Consider the following 18,227-nt stretch of genomic DNA (forward strand, 5'->3'; position numbering starts at 1 on the left):
GCCATCGATGAAAAAGATTGAAGCCATCGTTCGTCCGGCGAAGCTTGAAGCGCTCAAGGATGCGTTTCTCGAAGCCGGCATCAAGGGCATGACTATTTCCCAGGTGCAGGGTTGCGGAAATCAGCATGGCTGGAAAGAGTACTACCGCGGCAGCGAGGTCATCGTGAACATGCTGCCGAAGATCATGCTCACCGTGGTCGTCGAAGACGACAAAGTCGATTCCACCGTCGAACTTATTTGCAATACCGCCCGTACCGGCGAGGTGGGCGACGGCAAGATTTTCGTCTCGCCTGTCGAGCAGGTAGTTCGCATTCGTACTGGCGAAAGCGGAGAAGGAGCGGTGTAGGGTTGCCGTTCTGACGAACGACGCTTGTCGCCGACGTTGCATGGCAATCTGGCGGAGCGCTTCGAGTTCAAGCTGCGGCTTGCGTACCGAAGCGGCCCTCCGCCAAGTAAGGTGAAGTAGATAAGAACATCGATGTTCGCGTGATGTGCGGCCGTCCGATTCGATCGGGCGGCCGTTTTCTTGTGCGTCATGTTCGAGCGCACTGCATAAAAGTGTGCAAACAATGAACCGAATTTGTGTGTGGCGTGAGTTAAATATGGAGGGGTTTTCGCACCCCCTTGCGCGCTAGCCCCGCGCGTGCGTGTGGTAATATGGCACGGTTGTTTGCACGAATGGAAAGGTCGTCCCGTGTTTGGTATCGGTGGAACTGAGCTCTTCCTCATTCTCCTGTTCGGCTTTTTGATTTTCGGTCCCGACAAATTGCCCGCCATCGCGAAAACCGTTGGCAAGGCGATTTCGAAGTTCCGCAGCGCCCAGGATGAAATGAACAAGGTCGTTAAGACTGAAATCTACGACCCCTTGACCGATGACTCCGTCAAAAACCCGATGGAGCAAATCGACAAAGAGAACAAGCAGAAAATCGAGAAGAAGGAATCGTTCGCTTCTCGTAAGGCGAAATACGACAAAGAGCGCGCCGACAAGGTGAAGCGCGAGGCTGCGATGGAGGCCGCCAAGGAAGTGCGCGCCGAAGCCGCCGCTGAAGCCGAAGCCGCCGCTGCCGCCGCTGTGCAGGCAAAGCCCGGCGAGGCTGGTGCGGGCATCGCGGCCGCGACTGCTGCGAATGCCGCCTTGAACGCCGAGGCCGCCAAGGCCCTGAGCGGCGATGCCGCCAAGGCAAAGGCGAAGGCCGAAGAGCTTGCCGCCGCGACCAAGCCCGCCACGGTGCACGAGAAGGTCATGGCCGCCCGTATGGAGGCAACTGAGAAGGCCCAGGCCGAAGTCAACGCCGAGCGCGCCGCCGAATCCGAACTCGCGAGCGAGATCCTCGGCACGGCCAAGCCTGCCAAAAAGAAGAAGCGTCCCGCAGCGGCCGACGCTGCCAACGAGTCCGCCGCGACCCAGAAGGAGGAGTAGCCCATGCCTATCGGTCCGGCGCGAATGCCGCTTTTTGATCATTTGGGCGAGCTGCGCATGCGTTTGGTTCGCATCGTGGTTTCCCTGTTTATCGCCATGTGCGTGTTCTACCTGGCAACGCCTACCATCATCCAGTTCATGTGCCTGCCCGTGGCCGACTATCTGCCCAAGGGCGACGACGGCATGGTAGTTTTGAACGTGCTCGACGTGTTCGGCTCGTTCACCATTCGCTTCAAGGTCGCGCTGTGGGCATCGGTCGTGGCGTGCATGCCCATTATCCTGTGGCAGATCCTCGCGTTCTTCCTGCCCGCTTTGAAGCCCAACGAGCGCAAGTGGTTCATTCCCACGTTTGCCGTGGGCGTGTTCCTGTTCATGTTCGGCACGGTGTTCTGCTACCTGTTCATTCTGAACCCCGCCGTGCAGTGGCTCACCGACCAGGCTGGCGGTTTCGCGCAAATCCTGCCCGACGCCAAGGCGTGGGTCGATGTCATCATCAACTTCGAGCTGTGCTTCGGTGTCGCGTTCGAGTTGCCGCTCGTTGTGTTCTACCTGGTCATTTTCGACATCGTGCCCTATAAGAAGCTCCGCAGCTCTTGGCGTACGGTTTACATCGTGCTCATGGTCATTTCCGCTATGGCCACGCCCGACGCTTCGCCTGTCACCATGCTGCTCATGTTCGGCGCCATGATCGTGCTGTATGAGCTCAGCTTGCTGGTTGCGCGCATCGTTCTGGGCAACCGTTTGAAGAAGCGCCAGGAAGAAGAGGCTCGCGAAGCGGCCGAAGACGCCGAGATTGCCGCCGAATGGGACGAAACCAAGAAGAAGGCCAAGAAGAAGTTCAAAGAACACATGGACCTGGACGACTAACCGAAAGCGCCATCTGCGAAGGTGGTGCTTTTGGTATTCTTACTTGATAGGAAAAGTCAGCGAAAAGCTGTCCGGTGCGGCAGGTTGGCCTGAAGGCAAGCCGCCGCGTAGCAGCGCTACGCAAGGTGAAGTCTGAGGGCCAAGATGCCGTGCTGGGCAGCTTTGTAGCGTCAATTCGTTCCGCCGTTCGGCAGAACGGCGGAAAGGGTAATCATGCACGAGCTTGGAATGGTGACGGGCGTCGTTGAGAGCGTGCGCCAGGCGGCCGAGGCGAACCATGCCGACAAGGTATTGAAGGTGTCGCTTTCTGTGGGCGAGATGACCGAGGCCATCGAGGACGCCCTCACGTTCGCGTACGAAGCTATTACCGACGGCGATCCGCTGTTCTCGGGCTCGAAGCTCGACATCACCATGGTGCCGCCGAAGAGCCGCTGCGTGGAGTGTGGGCACGAATTCACGCACGATCGCTTCCATGTGATGTGTCCCGAATGCGGCGGCTTTGCCGACCTTATCGAAGGCAAGGAACTGCGAATCGATTCAATCGAAGTCGATATTCCCGACGAAAACGAAGAATAAAAAGAAACCGCCCCGAGTCTTCCTCGGGGCGGTTTTGTATGGGGCGCATGAATGGCGGCCATGATGGAAGCGAAAGAACTACCAGCTCAAAAGCTCGTATCCGGTTTCGGTGATCAAAACCTGAACTTCCCATTGGGCCGTGTCGCTGCCATCGGCGGTGCGCACGGTCCAGCCGTTCGGATCGCTCGAATCAATGTCGGGCGCGCCCGCGTTCACCATGGGCTCGATGGTGAACGTCATGCCCGGCACGAGCACCATGCCTTCGCCCGGCTCGCTCACGAAGCTCACGAATGGGTCTTCATGGAATTCGAACCCGCAGCCGTGTCCGCCGTATTCGCGCACGACCGAATAGCCCTGTGCTTTGGCGTATTCGTGCACGGCGGCGCCCACGTCGCCCAGTAGTCCCCAAGGCTTAATGGCGGCGAGGCCCGCTTCCACGGCCTTTTTGGTTTCTTCGACCAGGCGCCGGCGTTCGGGCGAGACTTCGCCAATGCAGAACATGCGCGACGAATCGCTGTAATAGCCGTCAAGAATGGTGGAGCAGTCGATGTTGACGATGTCTCCCTCTTTCAGCACGTCCTCTTTGCAGGGAATGCCATGGCAAATAACGTCGTTGATGGACGTGCACACGCTCTTCGGGAATCCGCCGTAACCCAAATCGGCCGGCGTGCCGCCGTGCTCGATGGTGTAATCGTAAATCCACTGGTCGATTTCCTCGGTGGACACGCCCGGCGCAATGCGCTCGGCCACCATGTCGAGCACGCCCACGTTGATGGCGGCGCTCGCTTTGATGGCCTCGATATCGGCGGGGCCCTTCAGAATGTCGCGCGTGGGAACCTCGTAGCCCTTGTCGTAGAGCTCCTGCAGGCGCTCATCGGTCTGCCAATGGCACTTCTTGTACTTTTTGCCGCTGCCGCACCAGCATTCGTCGTTGCGTCCCGGCTGGCCTTCGCCGTCGTACATTGCGATCCTCGTTTCGCTCGGGCGGCCGCGATCGGCCGCAAAATTGGTTTGCGATATTGTAGCGCTCATTTCAGGCATGGTCATCGCAGAAAGAAAGCCAAGGGAAACACTCGACGAATCATTCATCTCGCCTTCAATGCCGCTTCCGCGCGATACGTGCCATTGGTGTGCTGCGGCGCTTCCGTGCGTCGCATCGTGCGTGAAATGCACTACACTGGGCGCAGCGTAAGAAGAGGAGGAATCCCATGCAAATAGATATGAAGCAACCCATTCTCGACAAGAACGACCGCCTTGCGCAGGAGAACCGCGCACTGTTCGCCGAGAAGCGCGTGTTCGTGCTCGATCTGCTCGCAAGCCCCGGTTCGGGCAAAACGTCCACCATTCTGGCCACCATTGAAGCGCTACGCGACGAGTTCAACATCGCCGTTATCGAAGGCGACATCGCGAGCGACGTCGACGCGAAGCGCATTGGCGCCCAGGGCATTGCTGCGGTGCAAATCAACACGGGTGGCGCGTGCCATCTTGAAAGCGACATGATTCGTCGTGCGGTCGATGCGCTCGATTTGGACAACCTCGACCTCATCATCGTCGAAAACGTGGGCAATCTTGTGTGCCCCACCGATTTCGACTTGGGCGAAGGCGCTAAGGTCATGATTCTGTCTGTGCCCGAAGGCGACGACAAGCCGCTGAAGTACCCGGGCGTTTTCCAGGCGAGCGAGGCCATCATCCTGAATAAGGTCGACACCATGAGCGTGTTCAATTTCGACGAAAAGGCTTTCCGCGACGAAGTCACCCAGCTCAACCCGAAGGCGCCCATTTTCCCCATCGCGGCGACGAAGGGCGAGGGCGTTGACGCCTGGGCCAATTGGCTGCGCGACCGCATTCATGCGCTCCAGCAGGCTTAAGCCTGTCATGTGGGAATCATTCGGGACGAGGCTCGGTTAGAGCGGTTCTTTCCGAATCGCGCGAAGCGTCTCTTGCGGCATTTGAGGGACTGCCATTGACCTCTCGATCTTGAGCGGCTGCGCAAAGGTGCGCGGCCGCTTTTTCTTTATTTTTGTTGCCAGGCGTTGTTCGAAATACCTCCGAAACAGCCTTGGGCTAGACTTTCAGAAACGTGAAAGGAAGTGCGTGCTATGAACGCTGAACAGCAATACGCGGCCTGCGTTGCGGGCCTGAAGGAATTCGTAGAGGGCATCGGGGGCCACGGCGTTGTTCTTGGCCTTTCGGGCGGAATCGATTCGAGCCTGGTCGCATGCATGTGTGTGGATGCATTCGGTGCCGAAAACGTGCACGGCTACATGCTGCCCGGCCCCTATTCCACCGAACATTCCTTGGTTGACGCCCAGGAGCTTGCCCGCAACCTGGGCATTCGCGCCGAGCGTGTGAGCATCGCGGAGGCATACCGGGTGTTCGAGGGCCAGCTGTCGAACCTGTGCCCGAGTTTCGACCGTTCTACGGCAGGGGAAAACACCCAGGCCCGATGCCGTATGATCGTGCTCATGGCGCTTGCGAACTTCTACGGGTGGACCATGGTGAATACCGGCAACAAGAGCGAGGCCATGATGGGCTATTCCACGCTCTACGGCGATACGGCCGGCGCATATGCCCCTATTGGCGGCTTGTATAAAACCGACGTGTATGCGGTTTCGCGCTGGGTGAATGCTCGCGCTGAAGCGGCGGGGCAGGTGGCTCCCATTCCCGAACACGTGCTCGTGAAGCCGCCGAGCGCCGAGCTCGCTCCCGGCCAGCAAGACGAGGCCTCGCTCGGCACTACCTATGCCGAGCTCGACAAGCTGCTCATCGATTACAAAGAACGCGGCAAAAGCGTCGAGCAGCTCATCGCCGACGGCTATGATGCGGCAGAGGTTGAACGCGTTACCAAGCGTGTGGAATCGTATGCGTTCAAGCGCGCCCTTGAGCCGCAGTTTCCCGTTATTCCGTACGCGGAATAACGACGCGCGCGGGCATGGTGACGCCCGCCTTCAAAATCGCGCCGTCCGCGGCGGTGTCACTGCCGTTTCTGTGAAAGCGCCTTGAAGCCGTGCGGCATCGGCTAAACTTGGTTGGTCATGCGCGAAGAGGCTAACGAGCCGATTGCTGCGATGACGTTCACAAACCGTATCTTCACAAGGAGGAACGAAATGCCCGAAATCACCCGTGATCAGGTGAAGGTTCCCGCCGACGTGAGCGCCGACGCTCGCGAGACTTACATTGACAATTACATGGCCGCTACGCGCGGTACCGGCCGTCTGATGCTGTTCGCATGCGACCAGAAGGTCGAGCACCTCAACGGCGACTTCTATGGCGAAGGCATCGACCCCGCCGACCTCGACCCCGAGCATCTGTTCAAAATCGCCAGCGAAGGCGTGTGCGGCGTGTGCGCCGGCCAGCGTGGCCTCGTTGCCCGCTATGCCGCCGATTATCCCGAGGTCAACTACCTGGTCAAGATGAATTCGAAGACCAACCTCGTGAAAACCGCTCAGGACGATCCCTATAGCCCGCAGCTGCACGACCTCGAGGCCGTGCTCGACATGCGCGCGAACGGTGTGAACGTGGTGGGCTTGGGCTACACCATCTACCTGGGCTCTGAATACGAAAGCACCATGCTCGCCGAGGCTGGCCAGCTCATCGCTGAGGCCCACGCCGCCGGCCTGCTCGTGGTTCTGTGGATTTACCCTCGCGGCAAGGCTGTTGCCGACGAAAAGGCTCCCGCCCTCATCGCTGGCGCCGCTGGCGTCGCGCTGTGCCTGGGCGCCGACTTCGTGAAGGTGAACCCGCCGAAGGCCACCGACGAAGCCACCTCCGCCGAGAGCCTCGCGATCGCTTCCGCTGCCGCTGGCCGTACGGGCCTTGTGTGCGCTGGCGGTTCCACCGTCGACGCCGAAACCTTCCTCACGCAGCTGCATGACCAGATCCATATTGGCCATGCCTGCGGCAACGCGACCGGCCGCAACATCCACCAGCGCTCACTCGACGAGGCGGTTCGTCTGACCAAGGCGATTTCCGCCATCACCCTCGCTGATTACAGCGTTGTCGACGCTCTTGCCGTCTTCAAGGGCGAGAAGGACTTCACGCTGTAAGTCGAATTCGCGTACAATCGAAGAGCTTGTTCGGAAGGTCCCGGCAACGGGACCTTCTTTTTATTGCCTGACGCCTCGATTCCGACGCTCGGGATAGTATTCAGAAAGGGGCTCGTATGCCATTCGAAAGCCATAGCGTTGAAGAGACCCAGCAACTTGCTCGCGCGATTTCCGATCGCGTGCAGCCAGGCGACGTGATTTTGCTCGTGGGCGATTTGGGCGCGGGCAAAACCCACTTCACACAGGGCTTCGCCGCGGGGCTCGGCATTGCTGAAGTCCCCACAAGCCCTACGTTCAATTTGGTGTGCGAATACCACGATGGCCGCTTGCCGCTGTATCACTTCGATTTGTATCGCTTGGAAGAGTCCGAAGAACTCGAAGATATCGATTATTACGGCATCACCGAAGGCGACGGCGTGTCGCTTGTGGAATGGGGCGATAAATTCGAAGAGGCCGCGCCCGACGATTGCCTCGTGCTCGATTTCAAGGTGTCCGAAGACGGCACGCGCACCATTGATGCATGTGCCACGGGCGAACGTGCGCGCGAGCTTTCCGACGGTCTGTTTTAGCTCTTTGCAGTAGCAAATATCCTAAATATTTTATGGCAGCTAAGTAATAAAAAGACGCCAGATGAAGAATAGTGGCCTAGTACCATAAAACTACTAGGTCACTAAAAGAAACCACTATTCATGAACAGGTGATACGGGTATTTCAAGTCGGCTCACGTATTCGCTTTGAGCATTCCAGCGATTCTGCGCCTGCCTTCATTGGATTAAGGGTTGCGCCTGCAATCGCGGTGTAGAGCGAAGCGGGCAAGGGCCAAAAATAAATGCCCTCTTATGGCGCAGAGGGCATTAAATGAAACGAAGTAATTGTGCTAGAAAAATACGAGCATATAGAAAGAGAGAAGAGTATAAAGAAATACCTGGTATTGAAAAGATACTAAGATATCTAAAAGAAACGGGAGCCTCAGGGGCTCCCGTTGTTCGCGCTGAACTAGTCCTGCTTCACGACAAGAACGTCGCAGCGCAAATTGCGGATGAGGTACGTTGAAACGCTGCCGACGAACACATATTTGATGTTGCTCAGGCCGCGCTCGCCGCAAATGACCAAATCGGGATCGAACGGCTGGATGAGCTCCTCGTTCAGGGTTTCGGTAATGCGGCCGGCTTTCACGACGACGCCAACGGAGGGGATGTCGGGGTTGTTGCGAGCGGCTTCCAAAATATCGCCGAGCGACTCTTCGAGCTTTTCCTTCATGTCCATTGCCAGTGCGGCGAAATCGGTGCCGGCTGCCTCGTAGGGCACGGAGTCGACCACGTGGCCAAATACCAAATCGGCGTGCTCGCTGGCAGCGAGCTCAATTGCGCGTTCAGCGACTATTTCCTGAGTTTTCGCACCATCGAGAGCAGCGAAAATACGCTTGTATTGCATTGACATAAACGGCTCCAATCCCTTGAGTTTGCCGTGCATTGGTATGCGCGCCTTCGATGGTTCTATTGTAACACTGGGGTATTGGGCGAGGCTTTTAAAGTCCTTCAACGCCCCCGCGCGTCTCCGTTTCGGTCTCATGGCAACCATTCCAAAAAGGGGATAGGTTCCTTTAGGAAACTAACATCCAAAACCGTATGCAGTTCCTTAAAATAAAGTTTCACAAAAAGACGAAAAACGCAGGTGAACGTTCTAAGGAGACGGAAAAAACGTGGTAATATGCACGACGTGCGACGCGAAGGCGCCATGGGTTGTGGTGTCCTCGTGAAAGCTTGCTCAATATACGCGCGATTCTGCCTTACCTCTGGTAAAGTATTCGGTCGCTGCGTTTGCAGTGCGCACAGCGTAATCGACAGAATTTGGGAAGAGGAAGATTCTTGGCTAAAGAAGACGTCATCGAACTTGAGGGCACCGTTCTGGAGGCTCTCCCGAACGCAATGTTCAAAGTCGAGCTCGAGAACGGCCATGAGATTCTCGCTCATATCTCTGGCAAGATGCGCATGCATTACATCAAGATTCTGCCCGGCGACAAAGTCACGGTCGAGCTTTCGATCTACGACCTGAGCCGCGGCCGTATCACCTATCGCTTTAAATAAGCGGTATGCTGCACCCGCCATATCGCGTAACGTGAGCCGGCAGGGTGCTTTAGTGCGCTCTCGAGCGCATGCCCTTCGGGGCGCAAGAAGTGAAAACATCGCCTGCGGCTGGGCGTGTTTCATAGAGTGAAGAGTAAATGGTTCCCCAGAGGCAAATCCGTCAGCCGAAGGGAAGCCGCACATTCAAAGGAGACAAGCATGAAGGTCCGTCCTTCGGTCAAGAAGATGTGCGACAAGTGCAAGATCATTAGGCGTCATGGCAAGGTCCTCGTCATTTGCGAGAACCCTCGTCACAAGCAGCGCCAGGGCTAAAAAGAGAGAGGAAGATATACCATGGCTCGTCTTTTCGGCGTCGACCTCCCTCGCGAGAAGCGCATCGAGATCGGTTTGACCTACATTTACGGCATCGGCAACACGACCGCCAAGAAGATCATTGCAGAGACCGGCGTTAACCCTGACATCCGTGTCAAGGATATCTCCGAAGACGATCTGCAGAAGATCCGCGAATACATCGACAAGAACCTCACCGTCGAAGGTGACCTGCACCGCGAGGTTTCGCAGAACATCAAGCGCCTGATGGAGATTGGCTGCTACCGTGGCCTCCGTCACCGCAAGGGTCTGCCCGTTCGTGGCCAGCGCACCCACACCAATGCTCGCACCCGCAAGGGCCCGCGTAAGCAAATCGGCGGCAAGAAGAAGTAGGGGTTTGACACATGGCTAAAAAGAACGTTCGCACCCGCATCAAGCGCTCCGAGCGCAAGAACATTGCGGTGGGACAGGCTCACATCAAGAGCACTTTCAACAACACCATCGTTTCCATCACCGACCCTCAGGGCAACGTGATTTCCTGGAATTCTGCTGGCACCGTGGGCTTCAAGGGCTCTCGTAAGTCCACCCCGTTTGCTGCGCAGATGGCTGCCGAGCAGGCCGCCAAGACCGCTATGGAGCATGGCCTGAAAAAGGTCGCCGTCTTCGTGAAGGGCCCCGGCTCTGGTCGCGAGACTGCTATCCGCTCCCTGCAGGCTGCTGGCCTTGAGGTCTCTAGCATTCAGGATTGCACGCCCATCCCGCACAACGGCTGCCGCCCCTGCAAGCGTCGCCGCTGCTAATTAAGAGAGGATCGAATCACTATGGCAATCAACAGAACTCCGGTTCTTAAGCGCTGCCGCCAGCTCGGTATTGATCCGGTCGTGCTCGGCTACAGCTCTAAGAAGGAATCCATTCGCCAGCCCAAGCGTCGCCGTAAGGAATCTGAGTACGGCATGCAGCTGCGCGAGAAGCAGAAGGCCAAGTTCATCTATGGCGTTCTGGAGAAGCAGTTCCGCGGCTACTTCAACAAGGCTAAGCGTCAGCCCGGCATCACCGGCGAGAACCTGATGCGCATCCTTGAGTCGCGTCTCGACAACGTCGTGTTCCGTCTGGGCTTTGCTCGCACCCGCAAGGAAGCCCGTCAGACCGTTTCCCATGGTCACATCACCGTTAACGGCAAGCGCGTCGACATTCCGTCTTACCGCGTTCGCCCCGGCGATGTCGTTGCTGTGGCCGACAAGGCCAAGGAGATGCTCGTTATCAAGAGCGCTCTCGTCTCCAACGAGCGTATGCAGGTTCCTGCATGGCTCGAGGTTGACATCGAGAAGCTTCAGGGCAACGTGCTGTCTCTCCCCAACCGCGACCAGATCGATTTGGACATCAACGAGCAGCTTATCGTCGAGCTCTACTCGAAGTAATTAACCGCGGCTTAAGGAGGCTTACAAACTATGGCAGAGTTCATGAGGCCAACCGTTACTACCGAAGAAGTGAACGACACTGTCGCCCGCTTCATCGTCGAGCCGCTTGAGCGTGGTTTCGGATACACGCTGGGTAACTGCATGCGTCGCGTTCTGCTGTCGTCGCTGGACGGAGCCAAAGCCACGGCTATCCAGATCGAAGGCGTTCAGCATGAGTTCACGACTGCTGAAGGCGTCATCGAAGACGTCACCGATATCGTCCTCAACGTGAAGGGTCTTGTTTTCTCGGCCCTCTCCGAGGACTACACGGAAGCCACGGCCACCATTTCGGTCGAGGGCCCGTGCACGGTGACTGGCGCCGATGTGAAGGTTCCCGCCGAGTTCACGCTCATTAACCCCGAGCACGTCATTTGCACCGTTGCCGATGGCGGCACGCTGAACATGAGCATCCGCATCGGCGTGGGCCGTGGGTACGTCTCGGCTGAGCGCAACAAGCGCACCGAGGATCCCATTGGCATCATCCACGTCGACAGCCTGTTCTCTCCCGTGCGTCGTTGCACTCTCGCAGTCAGCGACACGCGTGTGGGTCAGCGCACCGACTTCGACAAGCTGGTTCTCGAAGTTGAGACCGACGGCTCCATCGCTCCTAACGAAGCGGTGTGCCGTGCGTCGAACATCATCGACCAGTACATGGGTGCCTTCCTTTCGCTGGCCGATATCGTCGACGAGGAAGAGGGCGAGATTCCGTCCATCTTCGCGCCGGAGGGCCAGGAGGCCAACGCCGAGCTCGACAAGCAGATTGAGGACCTGGACCTTTCCGTCCGTTCTTACAACTGCTTGAAGCGCGCAGGCATCCACTCGGTGCGTCAGCTGGTCGAGTTCTCCGAGAACGACCTGCTCAACATCCGCAACTTTGGCGCGAAGTCCATCGAAGAGGTCAAGGACAAGCTGATCTCTATGGACCTCAACTTGAAGCAATAACTAGGAGACTACACGATGAGGCATTACAAGAAGGGCCGCAAGCTGGGCACCGATGCCAGCCATACTAAGGCCATGAAGAAGTCCCTGGTGCAGGCGCTGTTCACCAATGATCGCATTAAGACCATTGAAGCCCGCGCTAAGGAGATTCGTCCCGACGTCGACCGCATCATCACCTGGGCCAAGCGTGGCGACCTGCATTCTCGCCGTCTCGCTATCGCCGCTCTCGGTGACAAAGAGCTCGTTCGCGAGATCTTTGAGAAGGTTCAGCAGGGCATGTGGGCCGACCGTCAGGGTGGCTACACTCGCATCATGAAGCTTGGCACCCGCAAGGGCGACAACGCTAGCATGGTTATCATGGAGCTCGTGACCGAGCCCGTGAAGAAGGCCGAGAAGAAGGCTGAAGCTGTTAAGGCTGCTCCGAAGAAGGTTGAAGAGGCTCAGGCCGAAGAGACCGTCGAAGAGCCCAAGGCTGAAGAGGCCGTCGAGGCTGAAGCTGCTACCGAGGAAAAAGCCGAGTAACTCGCTTTTCAACGGGAATTTAGCAAAACAAACGCCGTCCTTCGGGGCGGCGTTTTTGCGTTACCATATAAAGACGAGGGGAACCTATTGCAAGGAGGCATCTCATGTCTGAGTTTGGAAAAATCCTCAATAGCGCAATCGACGCCGCGCAGGAATTCGCGGGCGATATGAAAGCCGCGACCGACAAAATGATTGATACCGCTCAGGAACAGGCTCCGAGTGTCGTCGCAAGCGCTCGTGAAAAACGTCAGGCGTTGACCGATCAGGCGCGCGAAAATATTCCGGGCCTTATCGACGAAGCGAAGAATGCGACCGAAAAGGCGATGGATGACGCGAAGGCTGTAAGCGATAAGCTCATGGACACCGCGAAAGAGGTTGGCGACAAAGCGGCTGAAATGGCCAAGGAAGTGTCGCAGCGCAATGCCGATAAGGCGGGGGAGTAGTTTCTCTCTATTCTTGCTCCGGCTTTCTCGGAGCGAAAACAATGGAATACGCACTTCAAGAGGAAGGCTTTGGCCTTCCTCTTTTATACTTGCGGCATGTTCACATCCGCACAACATAGTTCGACTGCGTTCGATGCGCGCTTCGCCCTTGTGGGTTTGCTCGCGTATTCCGTTTCGCTTCTATTCGTGTCAACGTGGCTGGGATTGGGCGCGTTTGGCGTGCTCTTGGCCATGGCGCTTTTATACTTTCGAATTTCGCTGCGCAGTATGGCCGCATGCATTGCTCCGCTTGCGTTCATTCTCGCGTGTACCGTCATCGCCCAAATTCCCCACGGCATAGGTGCCGGCCTTTTCTATGCAGCACGCATCGTGGTTCTTGCGCTGTCCGCGCTTTCGGTTGCGCTCGCGTACGACAGTGCGCAATTTACCCGTGCGTTTTCGAGCTTGATGCGCCCCCTCCGAAATCTCGGGGTTCCTGTGGACGATATCTCGACGACGTTCTCGCTTGCCCTCCGCTTCATTCCGGCATGTTTTGATGAATATGCGATTGTGTGCCAGGCGCAACGTTCGCGGTGCGCGAATTTCGATGACGGTGGCTTTGTGGGCAGGATAATGCAGCGAGGCAGGGCTTTTGTTCCAATGCTCGTGGGGTTGTTTCGCCATGCGAGCGTATTGGCTTGCGCGATGGAGGCCCGATGCTATGGCGCGCCTGGCGCTCGTACGAGCTTGCGCGGCGAACAGCATGTGGAGCCGTGTTCGGTGATTATGGTCATGGCATTTTCTGTCTTCTGCATCGTTGTAGGCGTTCTCTTCTAAAGAAGCCTGTGCGTAAAGCGACCAATGCGCCTTCGAACGACGCTTCGTATGCCAGTCTCCGTTGCTCGAGCCCCTTTGCCGGCTAAGTTACGCCGTTTGCCGCATCGCCCTTTCGCGTGTGGTATACAATTTCGCTGTTAGGGCGGGGCTTGTAGGTCCCGGTTCGTTCATCATAGGAGGAAACTTCATGAGCATCATCTTCGACGTCTACGGCCGAGAGGTTCTCGATTCCCGCGGCAACCCCACGGTTGAGGTCGAGGTTACCCTCGACGACGGTTCGTTCGCCCGCGCGATCGTTCCGTCTGGCGCATCTACGGGCGCATTCGAGGCTGTTGAACTGCGTGACGGCGATAAGGGCCGCTACCTTGGCAAGGGCGTTCAGAAGGCCGTCGACCATGTGAATGAGGAAATTGCCGAAGCCATTATCGGCATGGACGCTCGCGACCAGCGCGCTATCGACGCCGAAATGATCGACGTCGACGGTACTCCGAACAAGGGCAACCTGGGTGCGAACGCCGTTCTGGGCGCTTCTCTCGCTTGCGCACGTGCTGCTGCCCAGTCGAGCGAGCTGCCGCTGTATCGCTACGTTGGCGGTGCGAATGCCCATGTGCTGCCGACGCCCATGATGAACATTCTCAACGGCGGCGTGCATGCCGACAACAACGTTGACTTCCAGGAATTCATGATTATGCCTGTTGGCGCCGAGTCGTTCGCCGAGGGCCTGCGTTGGTGCGCCGAGATTTATCACACGCTGAAGAAGGTTCTGCATGAAGCTGGCCTCGGTGGCGGCGTGGGCGACGAGGGCGGTTTCGCTCCCAACCTGAAGACCAACGAAGAGCCCCTGAAGTACATCGTTCAGGCGTGCGAGGCCGCGGGCTACAAGCCGGGCAGCGACATCATGTTCGCCATGGACCCCGCTTCCACGGAATACTACGACGCCGAGCGCGGCATGTATTGCCTCGCGGGCGAAGGCGTTGAGTACACGAGCGAGCAAATGGTCGATTACTGGGAGAAGCTCGTCGACAAGTACCCCATCATCTCCATCGAAGACGGCATGGCCGAGGAAGACTGGGATGGCTGGAAGCTTCTTACCGATCGCATTGGCGATCGCGTGCAGCTCGTCGGCGACGATCTGTTCGTCACGAACACCGAGCGTCTGAAGAAGGGCATTGAGATGGGCGTCGCCAACGCCATTTTGGTGAAGGTGAACCAGATCGGCAGCCTCACCGAGGCGCTCGAGGCTATCGAGATGGCCAAGGAAGCCGGCTATGCGTGCGTCATGAGCCATCGTTCTGGCGAGAGCGAAGACACCACGATCGCCGACCTGGCTGTTGCCATGAATACCGGCCAGATTAAGACGGGTGCTCCATGCCGCAGCGACCGCATCGCCAAGTACAACCAGCTCATCCGCATCGAGGAAGAGCTCGGCATGTCCGGCGCATATGCTGGCAAGGATGCGTTCTACAACATCAAGTAGTTTTGCGTCGAATCGATTTTGTGCAAGAGTGAATCGCGAAAGCCCCAGCAGTTGCTGGGGCTTTCTTGTTGCCGCGAGAAAACTTGGAGCGAATTCGTCCGAAAACCCTGCAGTATGTGGGGTATAGTGAATGAGTTGTGTTGAAACGCTGTTCAGGGGTGTTCGGTGTTTCAACGAGTCGCTAAAGAAAGCAGGAATACTATGGCAAAGTCCAACGGGGGCTCGTCATCTCAGGTGAACGATCCCAATGGCTTGTCGCTGCCGCATCTTATTGCGGCCGTGATTACCGCCGTCATCGGCGGTGGCGTCTTCACCATGGCCGGCGATATGGCCGCGGCGGGCGCGAATACGGGTGCCGTGCTCATCGGCTGGGTTGTATGCGGCATCGGCGTTTTCTCGCTCATGATGTGCTTCTACGCGCTGAGCAAATATAAATCCGAATTGGTGGGCGGCATCTATTCGTATGCTCGCGCCGGTTGGGGCGAGTTCATGGGCTTCATTTCGGCCTATGGCTACTGGATTTCGGCGCTGCTCGCCACGGTTTCTTACACCACGCTTCTGTTCGCGTCCATCTCATACTTCGTGCCCCTGTTCGGTGAGGGCAATAACCTTCCTTCGGTCATTGGCGCATCCATCGTGGTTTGGATTTGCTGGCTTTTGGTGAGCCGCGGCGTGAAAGAGGCTGCGAGCGTCAACATCATCACGACTATCGCCAAGCTGGTTCCGCTGTTCGTCGCGATTGTCGCCATTCTGTTCAGCATGCATTTCGACCCGGAAATCTTCATGGACAACTTCTGGGGCGAGCCCGATGGACCGAGCTTGTGGGATCAGGTTGTTGGCACCGTGGGCGTAAGCATCTGGATCTTCTTGGGCATCGAGGGTGCTGTCGCCATTTCCGGTCGTGCGAAATATAGCAAGGACGTAGGCCGCGCAACCGTTACCGCGTTCATTGGCATCCTGTGCATCTATCTGCTGGTTTCCATTCTGTCCATGGGCGTTATGCCTCGCGCTGAACTCGCGGAGCTTCCCAACCCGTCGATGGCAGGCGTGCTCGAGGCCGTTGTTGGTCCGTGGGGCGCTGCGCTCGTGAACCTGGGCGTCGCCCTGTCGCTTCTGGGCGCTATGCTGGGCTACACCATCATCTCTTCTGAATGCCCTCACGAGGCCGCGAAGCAGGGCGTGTTCCCGAAAGTCTTCGCGAAGGAAAACCGCAAGGGCGCTCCTATCGTCACCCTTACGGTGACCTGCCTCATCGTTCAGGTGTTCCTCGTCATCATCTTGTTCTCCGAGCAAACGTACCAGTTCTTCTACGGCGTGTCGGTTTCGATGATCCTGATCCCGTACTTCTTCAGCTCGATGTTCTTGCTCGTGTGCGCATTTAAGAAGGATGGGTTTGAGGGCGTCACGGGCGGCAAGCTGGCGTTCTATCGCGGCATCGGCATCGTTGGCTTCTTCTACTCGATCTTCTTGATTTACGCGGGTGGTCTTACGGGCCTCATGATCACGACCATTCTGTTCGCGCCGGGCATCGTTTTGTACTGGTATGGCCAGAAAGAGCGCAACGAGGCATTCCTGCCGAAGACGCTCGACAAGGTGGTTGCCGCTGCTATTGTCGCGTTCTTCGTGATTAGTATCGTGTGCATTGCGACGGGTGTGATTTCGGTTATCTAACTCTGCCGAGAACGCTTTCGTTGCGAAAAAGCGATGTGTCGGGCCAGGGAATTGTTCCCTGGCCCTTTTGCGTTGGGGAAGGATGCGGCGCGATTACCTGGGCTTGTTTTCTGTTCGTGAAAATAAGCGCGCGCGTGGGCGATTGAATGCCGCGCCTGTCGTCTCCGTGGTATGATAATCAGACACAAGCTCACAGCATTACATCCACTTTAAACACACCACGATGCAAGGGGCCTCATCTTTTATGTCGCGCAACAGCAGCAATATCATTTCATTCGACGGCTCGAGCCGCGCATCTTCGCGTGCGTCGCGAGATGTTGTTGAGTCGCGCGCTGCTCGATATGACGAAAGCGCATCTATGCGCGGTCGCGACGTCTATGCCGCATCGGGCCGTGTAAGTTCCCATGCTGTTGGCGAAACATCTTCCGCTCGCGGGCTCGACTACTCCCAATCGCTCGATTCGCTTTCAAGCGACCGTTTCGCCCGTGGCGAACGCGCTCGATTCTCGAAAGTCACGCGCTCTGGGCGTATTCAGCCCATCGTCGAGCCGGCTCCCTACGACGACCGCGAGGCATCATTCGCGGCGAATTCGCGCGTGAGTTCGCGTCCGGCTCGTTCGTCGCGTTCGGCTTCGGGCCGAGTGGCAACGAGGTCGTCCGGCTTCGATTTGGATGCATTCTCGGCATTCGACGATCTTGATGAGCAGCTCTTTGGCGGCGCTTCGGCTCGCTCGAATTCACGCCGTTCTTCTCGTTCCGGGGAGTCGCGCGCTTCGCGTGGCGCATCCGCGCAGCCTCGTGCCGCGGTCGAGGTATTCGACCCCGACGATATCGAAAATGACGAGGACGAGGCGTCGTATGGCTCGCGCCTTTCGAAAAAGGAGCGCCGTCAGAAGTCGAAGGCCAAGGCCAAAGCCGAGAAGCTTTTCAATCGTCAATTTGGAGGCGACGCTGGCGCTCCTGCGCAAGCGGGCAGTCGGGCGGCGGTCTACAAGGGCGAGATGGGTCGCAATCATAAGCGAGCTTTCAACGACCTTGGCGGTTCGAGCGAGGGACGCAGTGCCCGTGGCGGCCGAGGCGCGGCTGCCACAAGTCGCGCGTCGCAGACAAAAGCCCATTTGAGCGCACCGATTTGGGTCTATGCGCTCGGCATTTTGATTTGCATCGCCGCGGCTCTTTGGTTCTTGTATCCTATGGCGCAGCAGTATTACGTGGGTTTGCGCACGCAAGACAAGCTTGAGGCGGAATACGCCCTGCTCAGCGAGCGCAACGCAGCTATCCAAAGCGACATCGATCGGCTTTCGACCGACGAGGGCATCGAAGATGTCGCGCGCGAGCAGCTTGGTTGGGTGTCGAAGGGTGAGACCGCTGGCGTTGTGGTTGGCCTTTCTGAAGATGAATCGTCATCGACGCCCGATACGGTGCATGCTCAAATCGATTCTGCGAGCGTGAAAACGCCCGACACATGGTATTCGGGTGTGCTCGACCCTGTTTTTGGATATAGCGACGCTCAATAAAGCACGATTCGAGCCGGGGAAATTCCCCGGCTCTTTCTTTACAATGAAGGCAAGACGGAAGGGCGAGCAGAAAGGTGCATC

At 57.5% G+C, this 18,227-nt stretch carries 22 protein-coding genes; 20 read left to right on the forward strand and 2 right to left on the reverse strand.

Annotation, left to right across the window (positions count from 1 at the left end; translation table 11 throughout):
- The first annotated feature begins 7 nt into the window (after window positions 1-7).
- The 4 genes from Q0D41_RS05725 to Q0D41_RS05740 all read left to right on the forward strand — a co-directional run bounded on the left by Q0D41_RS05725 (window position 8) and on the right by Q0D41_RS05740 (window position 2,863).
- Window positions 8-346, forward strand: coding sequence for a P-II family nitrogen regulator (locus Q0D41_RS05725; protein WP_294376510.1), 339 nt, complete (start codon window positions 8-10; stop codon window positions 344-346).
- Window positions 347-694: 348 nt separating this feature from the next.
- The gene (locus Q0D41_RS05730) at window positions 695-1,420 is read left to right on the forward strand and encodes a twin-arginine translocase TatA/TatE family subunit (protein WP_294376512.1); all 726 of its coding nucleotides are present in this window, start codon (window positions 695-697) and stop codon (window positions 1,418-1,420) included.
- Window positions 1,421-1,423: 3 nt separating this feature from the next.
- The gene (tatC, locus tag Q0D41_RS05735) at window positions 1,424-2,287 is read left to right on the forward strand and encodes a twin-arginine translocase subunit TatC (protein ID WP_294376515.1); all 864 of its coding nucleotides are present in this window, start codon (window positions 1,424-1,426) and stop codon (window positions 2,285-2,287) included.
- A 213-nt stretch (window positions 2,288-2,500) separates the two neighbouring features.
- The gene (locus Q0D41_RS05740) at window positions 2,501-2,863 is read left to right on the forward strand and encodes a hydrogenase maturation nickel metallochaperone HypA (protein WP_294376518.1); all 363 of its coding nucleotides are present in this window, start codon (window positions 2,501-2,503) and stop codon (window positions 2,861-2,863) included.
- Window positions 2,864-2,941: 78 nt separating this feature from the next.
- On the opposite strand, the gene Q0D41_RS05745 is transcribed toward Q0D41_RS05740, so the two are convergent.
- A complete protein-coding gene (locus Q0D41_RS05745; protein WP_114614733.1) occupies window positions 2,942-3,826 on the reverse strand; it encodes a methionyl aminopeptidase in 885 nt (294 codons plus the stop codon).
- 245 nt (window positions 3,827-4,071) lie between these two features.
- Between Q0D41_RS05745 and hypB the strand changes: the two genes are divergently transcribed.
- From hypB to tsaE, 4 genes are all read left to right on the forward strand, one after another.
- The gene (gene hypB, locus Q0D41_RS05750; protein ID WP_294376528.1) at window positions 4,072-4,731 is read left to right on the forward strand and encodes a hydrogenase nickel incorporation protein HypB; all 660 of its coding nucleotides are present in this window, start codon (window positions 4,072-4,074) and stop codon (window positions 4,729-4,731) included.
- A 231-nt stretch (window positions 4,732-4,962) separates the two neighbouring features.
- The gene (gene nadE / locus Q0D41_RS05755) at window positions 4,963-5,781 is read left to right on the forward strand and encodes an NAD(+) synthase (RefSeq protein WP_294376531.1); all 819 of its coding nucleotides are present in this window, start codon (window positions 4,963-4,965) and stop codon (window positions 5,779-5,781) included.
- 189 nt (window positions 5,782-5,970) lie between these two features.
- The gene (locus Q0D41_RS05760) at window positions 5,971-6,909 is read left to right on the forward strand and encodes an aldolase (RefSeq protein ID WP_294376534.1); all 939 of its coding nucleotides are present in this window, start codon (window positions 5,971-5,973) and stop codon (window positions 6,907-6,909) included.
- A 116-nt stretch (window positions 6,910-7,025) separates the two neighbouring features.
- Window positions 7,026-7,478: a tRNA (adenosine(37)-N6)-threonylcarbamoyltransferase complex ATPase subunit type 1 TsaE gene (gene tsaE, locus Q0D41_RS05765; protein ID WP_294376538.1), complete on the forward strand. Its 453-nt coding sequence runs from the start codon at window positions 7,026-7,028 to the stop codon at window positions 7,476-7,478.
- A 427-nt stretch (window positions 7,479-7,905) separates the two neighbouring features.
- On the opposite strand, the gene Q0D41_RS05770 is transcribed toward tsaE, so the two are convergent.
- A complete protein-coding gene (locus Q0D41_RS05770) occupies window positions 7,906-8,349 on the reverse strand; it encodes a universal stress protein (RefSeq protein ID WP_294376540.1) in 444 nt (147 codons plus the stop codon).
- A 428-nt stretch (window positions 8,350-8,777) separates the two neighbouring features.
- Between Q0D41_RS05770 and infA the strand changes: the two genes are divergently transcribed.
- From infA to Q0D41_RS05825, 12 genes are all read left to right on the forward strand, one after another.
- Window positions 8,778-8,996: a translation initiation factor IF-1 gene (infA, locus tag Q0D41_RS05775; RefSeq protein ID WP_114614659.1), complete on the forward strand. Its 219-nt coding sequence runs from the start codon at window positions 8,778-8,780 to the stop codon at window positions 8,994-8,996.
- Window positions 8,997-9,194: 198 nt separating this feature from the next.
- The gene (gene rpmJ, locus Q0D41_RS05780; RefSeq protein WP_006363204.1) at window positions 9,195-9,308 is read left to right on the forward strand and encodes a 50S ribosomal protein L36; all 114 of its coding nucleotides are present in this window, start codon (window positions 9,195-9,197) and stop codon (window positions 9,306-9,308) included.
- Between the two features lie 21 nt (window positions 9,309-9,329).
- Window positions 9,330-9,698, forward strand: a complete 369-nt coding sequence (gene rpsM / locus Q0D41_RS05785) for a 30S ribosomal protein S13 (protein ID WP_114614658.1) — start codon at window positions 9,330-9,332, stop codon at window positions 9,696-9,698.
- A gap of 11 nt (window positions 9,699-9,709) precedes the next feature.
- Entirely contained in the window at window positions 9,710-10,105 is a 396-nt protein-coding gene (rpsK, locus tag Q0D41_RS05790; RefSeq protein ID WP_114614657.1) for a 30S ribosomal protein S11, read from the forward strand.
- 21 nt (window positions 10,106-10,126) lie between these two features.
- Window positions 10,127-10,723: a 30S ribosomal protein S4 gene (gene rpsD, locus Q0D41_RS05795; protein ID WP_114614656.1), complete on the forward strand. Its 597-nt coding sequence runs from the start codon at window positions 10,127-10,129 to the stop codon at window positions 10,721-10,723.
- 30 nt (window positions 10,724-10,753) lie between these two features.
- The gene (locus Q0D41_RS05800; RefSeq protein ID WP_114614655.1) at window positions 10,754-11,704 is read left to right on the forward strand and encodes a DNA-directed RNA polymerase subunit alpha; all 951 of its coding nucleotides are present in this window, start codon (window positions 10,754-10,756) and stop codon (window positions 11,702-11,704) included.
- Window positions 11,705-11,719: 15 nt separating this feature from the next.
- Window positions 11,720-12,223 (forward strand): 50S ribosomal protein L17, encoded by a 504-nt coding sequence (rplQ, locus tag Q0D41_RS05805; RefSeq protein WP_294376550.1) that lies wholly within the window; start codon window positions 11,720-11,722, stop codon window positions 12,221-12,223.
- Window positions 12,224-12,327: 104 nt separating this feature from the next.
- Window positions 12,328-12,666 carry a hypothetical protein gene (locus Q0D41_RS05810; RefSeq protein WP_294376554.1) on the forward strand — a complete coding sequence of 113 codons (339 nt, stop codon included), beginning with the start codon at window positions 12,328-12,330 and terminating at the stop codon, window positions 12,664-12,666.
- 96 nt (window positions 12,667-12,762) lie between these two features.
- A complete protein-coding gene (locus Q0D41_RS10065; RefSeq protein WP_367113816.1) occupies window positions 12,763-13,482 on the forward strand; it encodes an energy-coupling factor transporter transmembrane protein EcfT in 720 nt (239 codons plus the stop codon).
- A gap of 187 nt (window positions 13,483-13,669) precedes the next feature.
- Window positions 13,670-14,959, forward strand: coding sequence for a phosphopyruvate hydratase (gene eno / locus Q0D41_RS05815; protein ID WP_294376556.1), 1,290 nt, complete (start codon window positions 13,670-13,672; stop codon window positions 14,957-14,959).
- Between the two features lie 201 nt (window positions 14,960-15,160).
- Window positions 15,161-16,630 carry a basic amino acid/polyamine antiporter gene (locus Q0D41_RS05820; RefSeq protein ID WP_294376559.1) on the forward strand — a complete coding sequence of 490 codons (1,470 nt, stop codon included), beginning with the start codon at window positions 15,161-15,163 and terminating at the stop codon, window positions 16,628-16,630.
- Between the two features lie 244 nt (window positions 16,631-16,874).
- Window positions 16,875-18,146: a septum formation initiator family protein gene (locus Q0D41_RS05825; RefSeq protein ID WP_294376561.1), complete on the forward strand. Its 1,272-nt coding sequence runs from the start codon at window positions 16,875-16,877 to the stop codon at window positions 18,144-18,146.
- Window positions 18,147-18,227 lie beyond the last annotated feature (81 nt).

It is taken from the genome of uncultured Slackia sp. (assembly GCF_934630525.1).
Classification (GTDB): Bacteria; Actinomycetota; Coriobacteriia; order Coriobacteriales; family Eggerthellaceae; genus Slackia.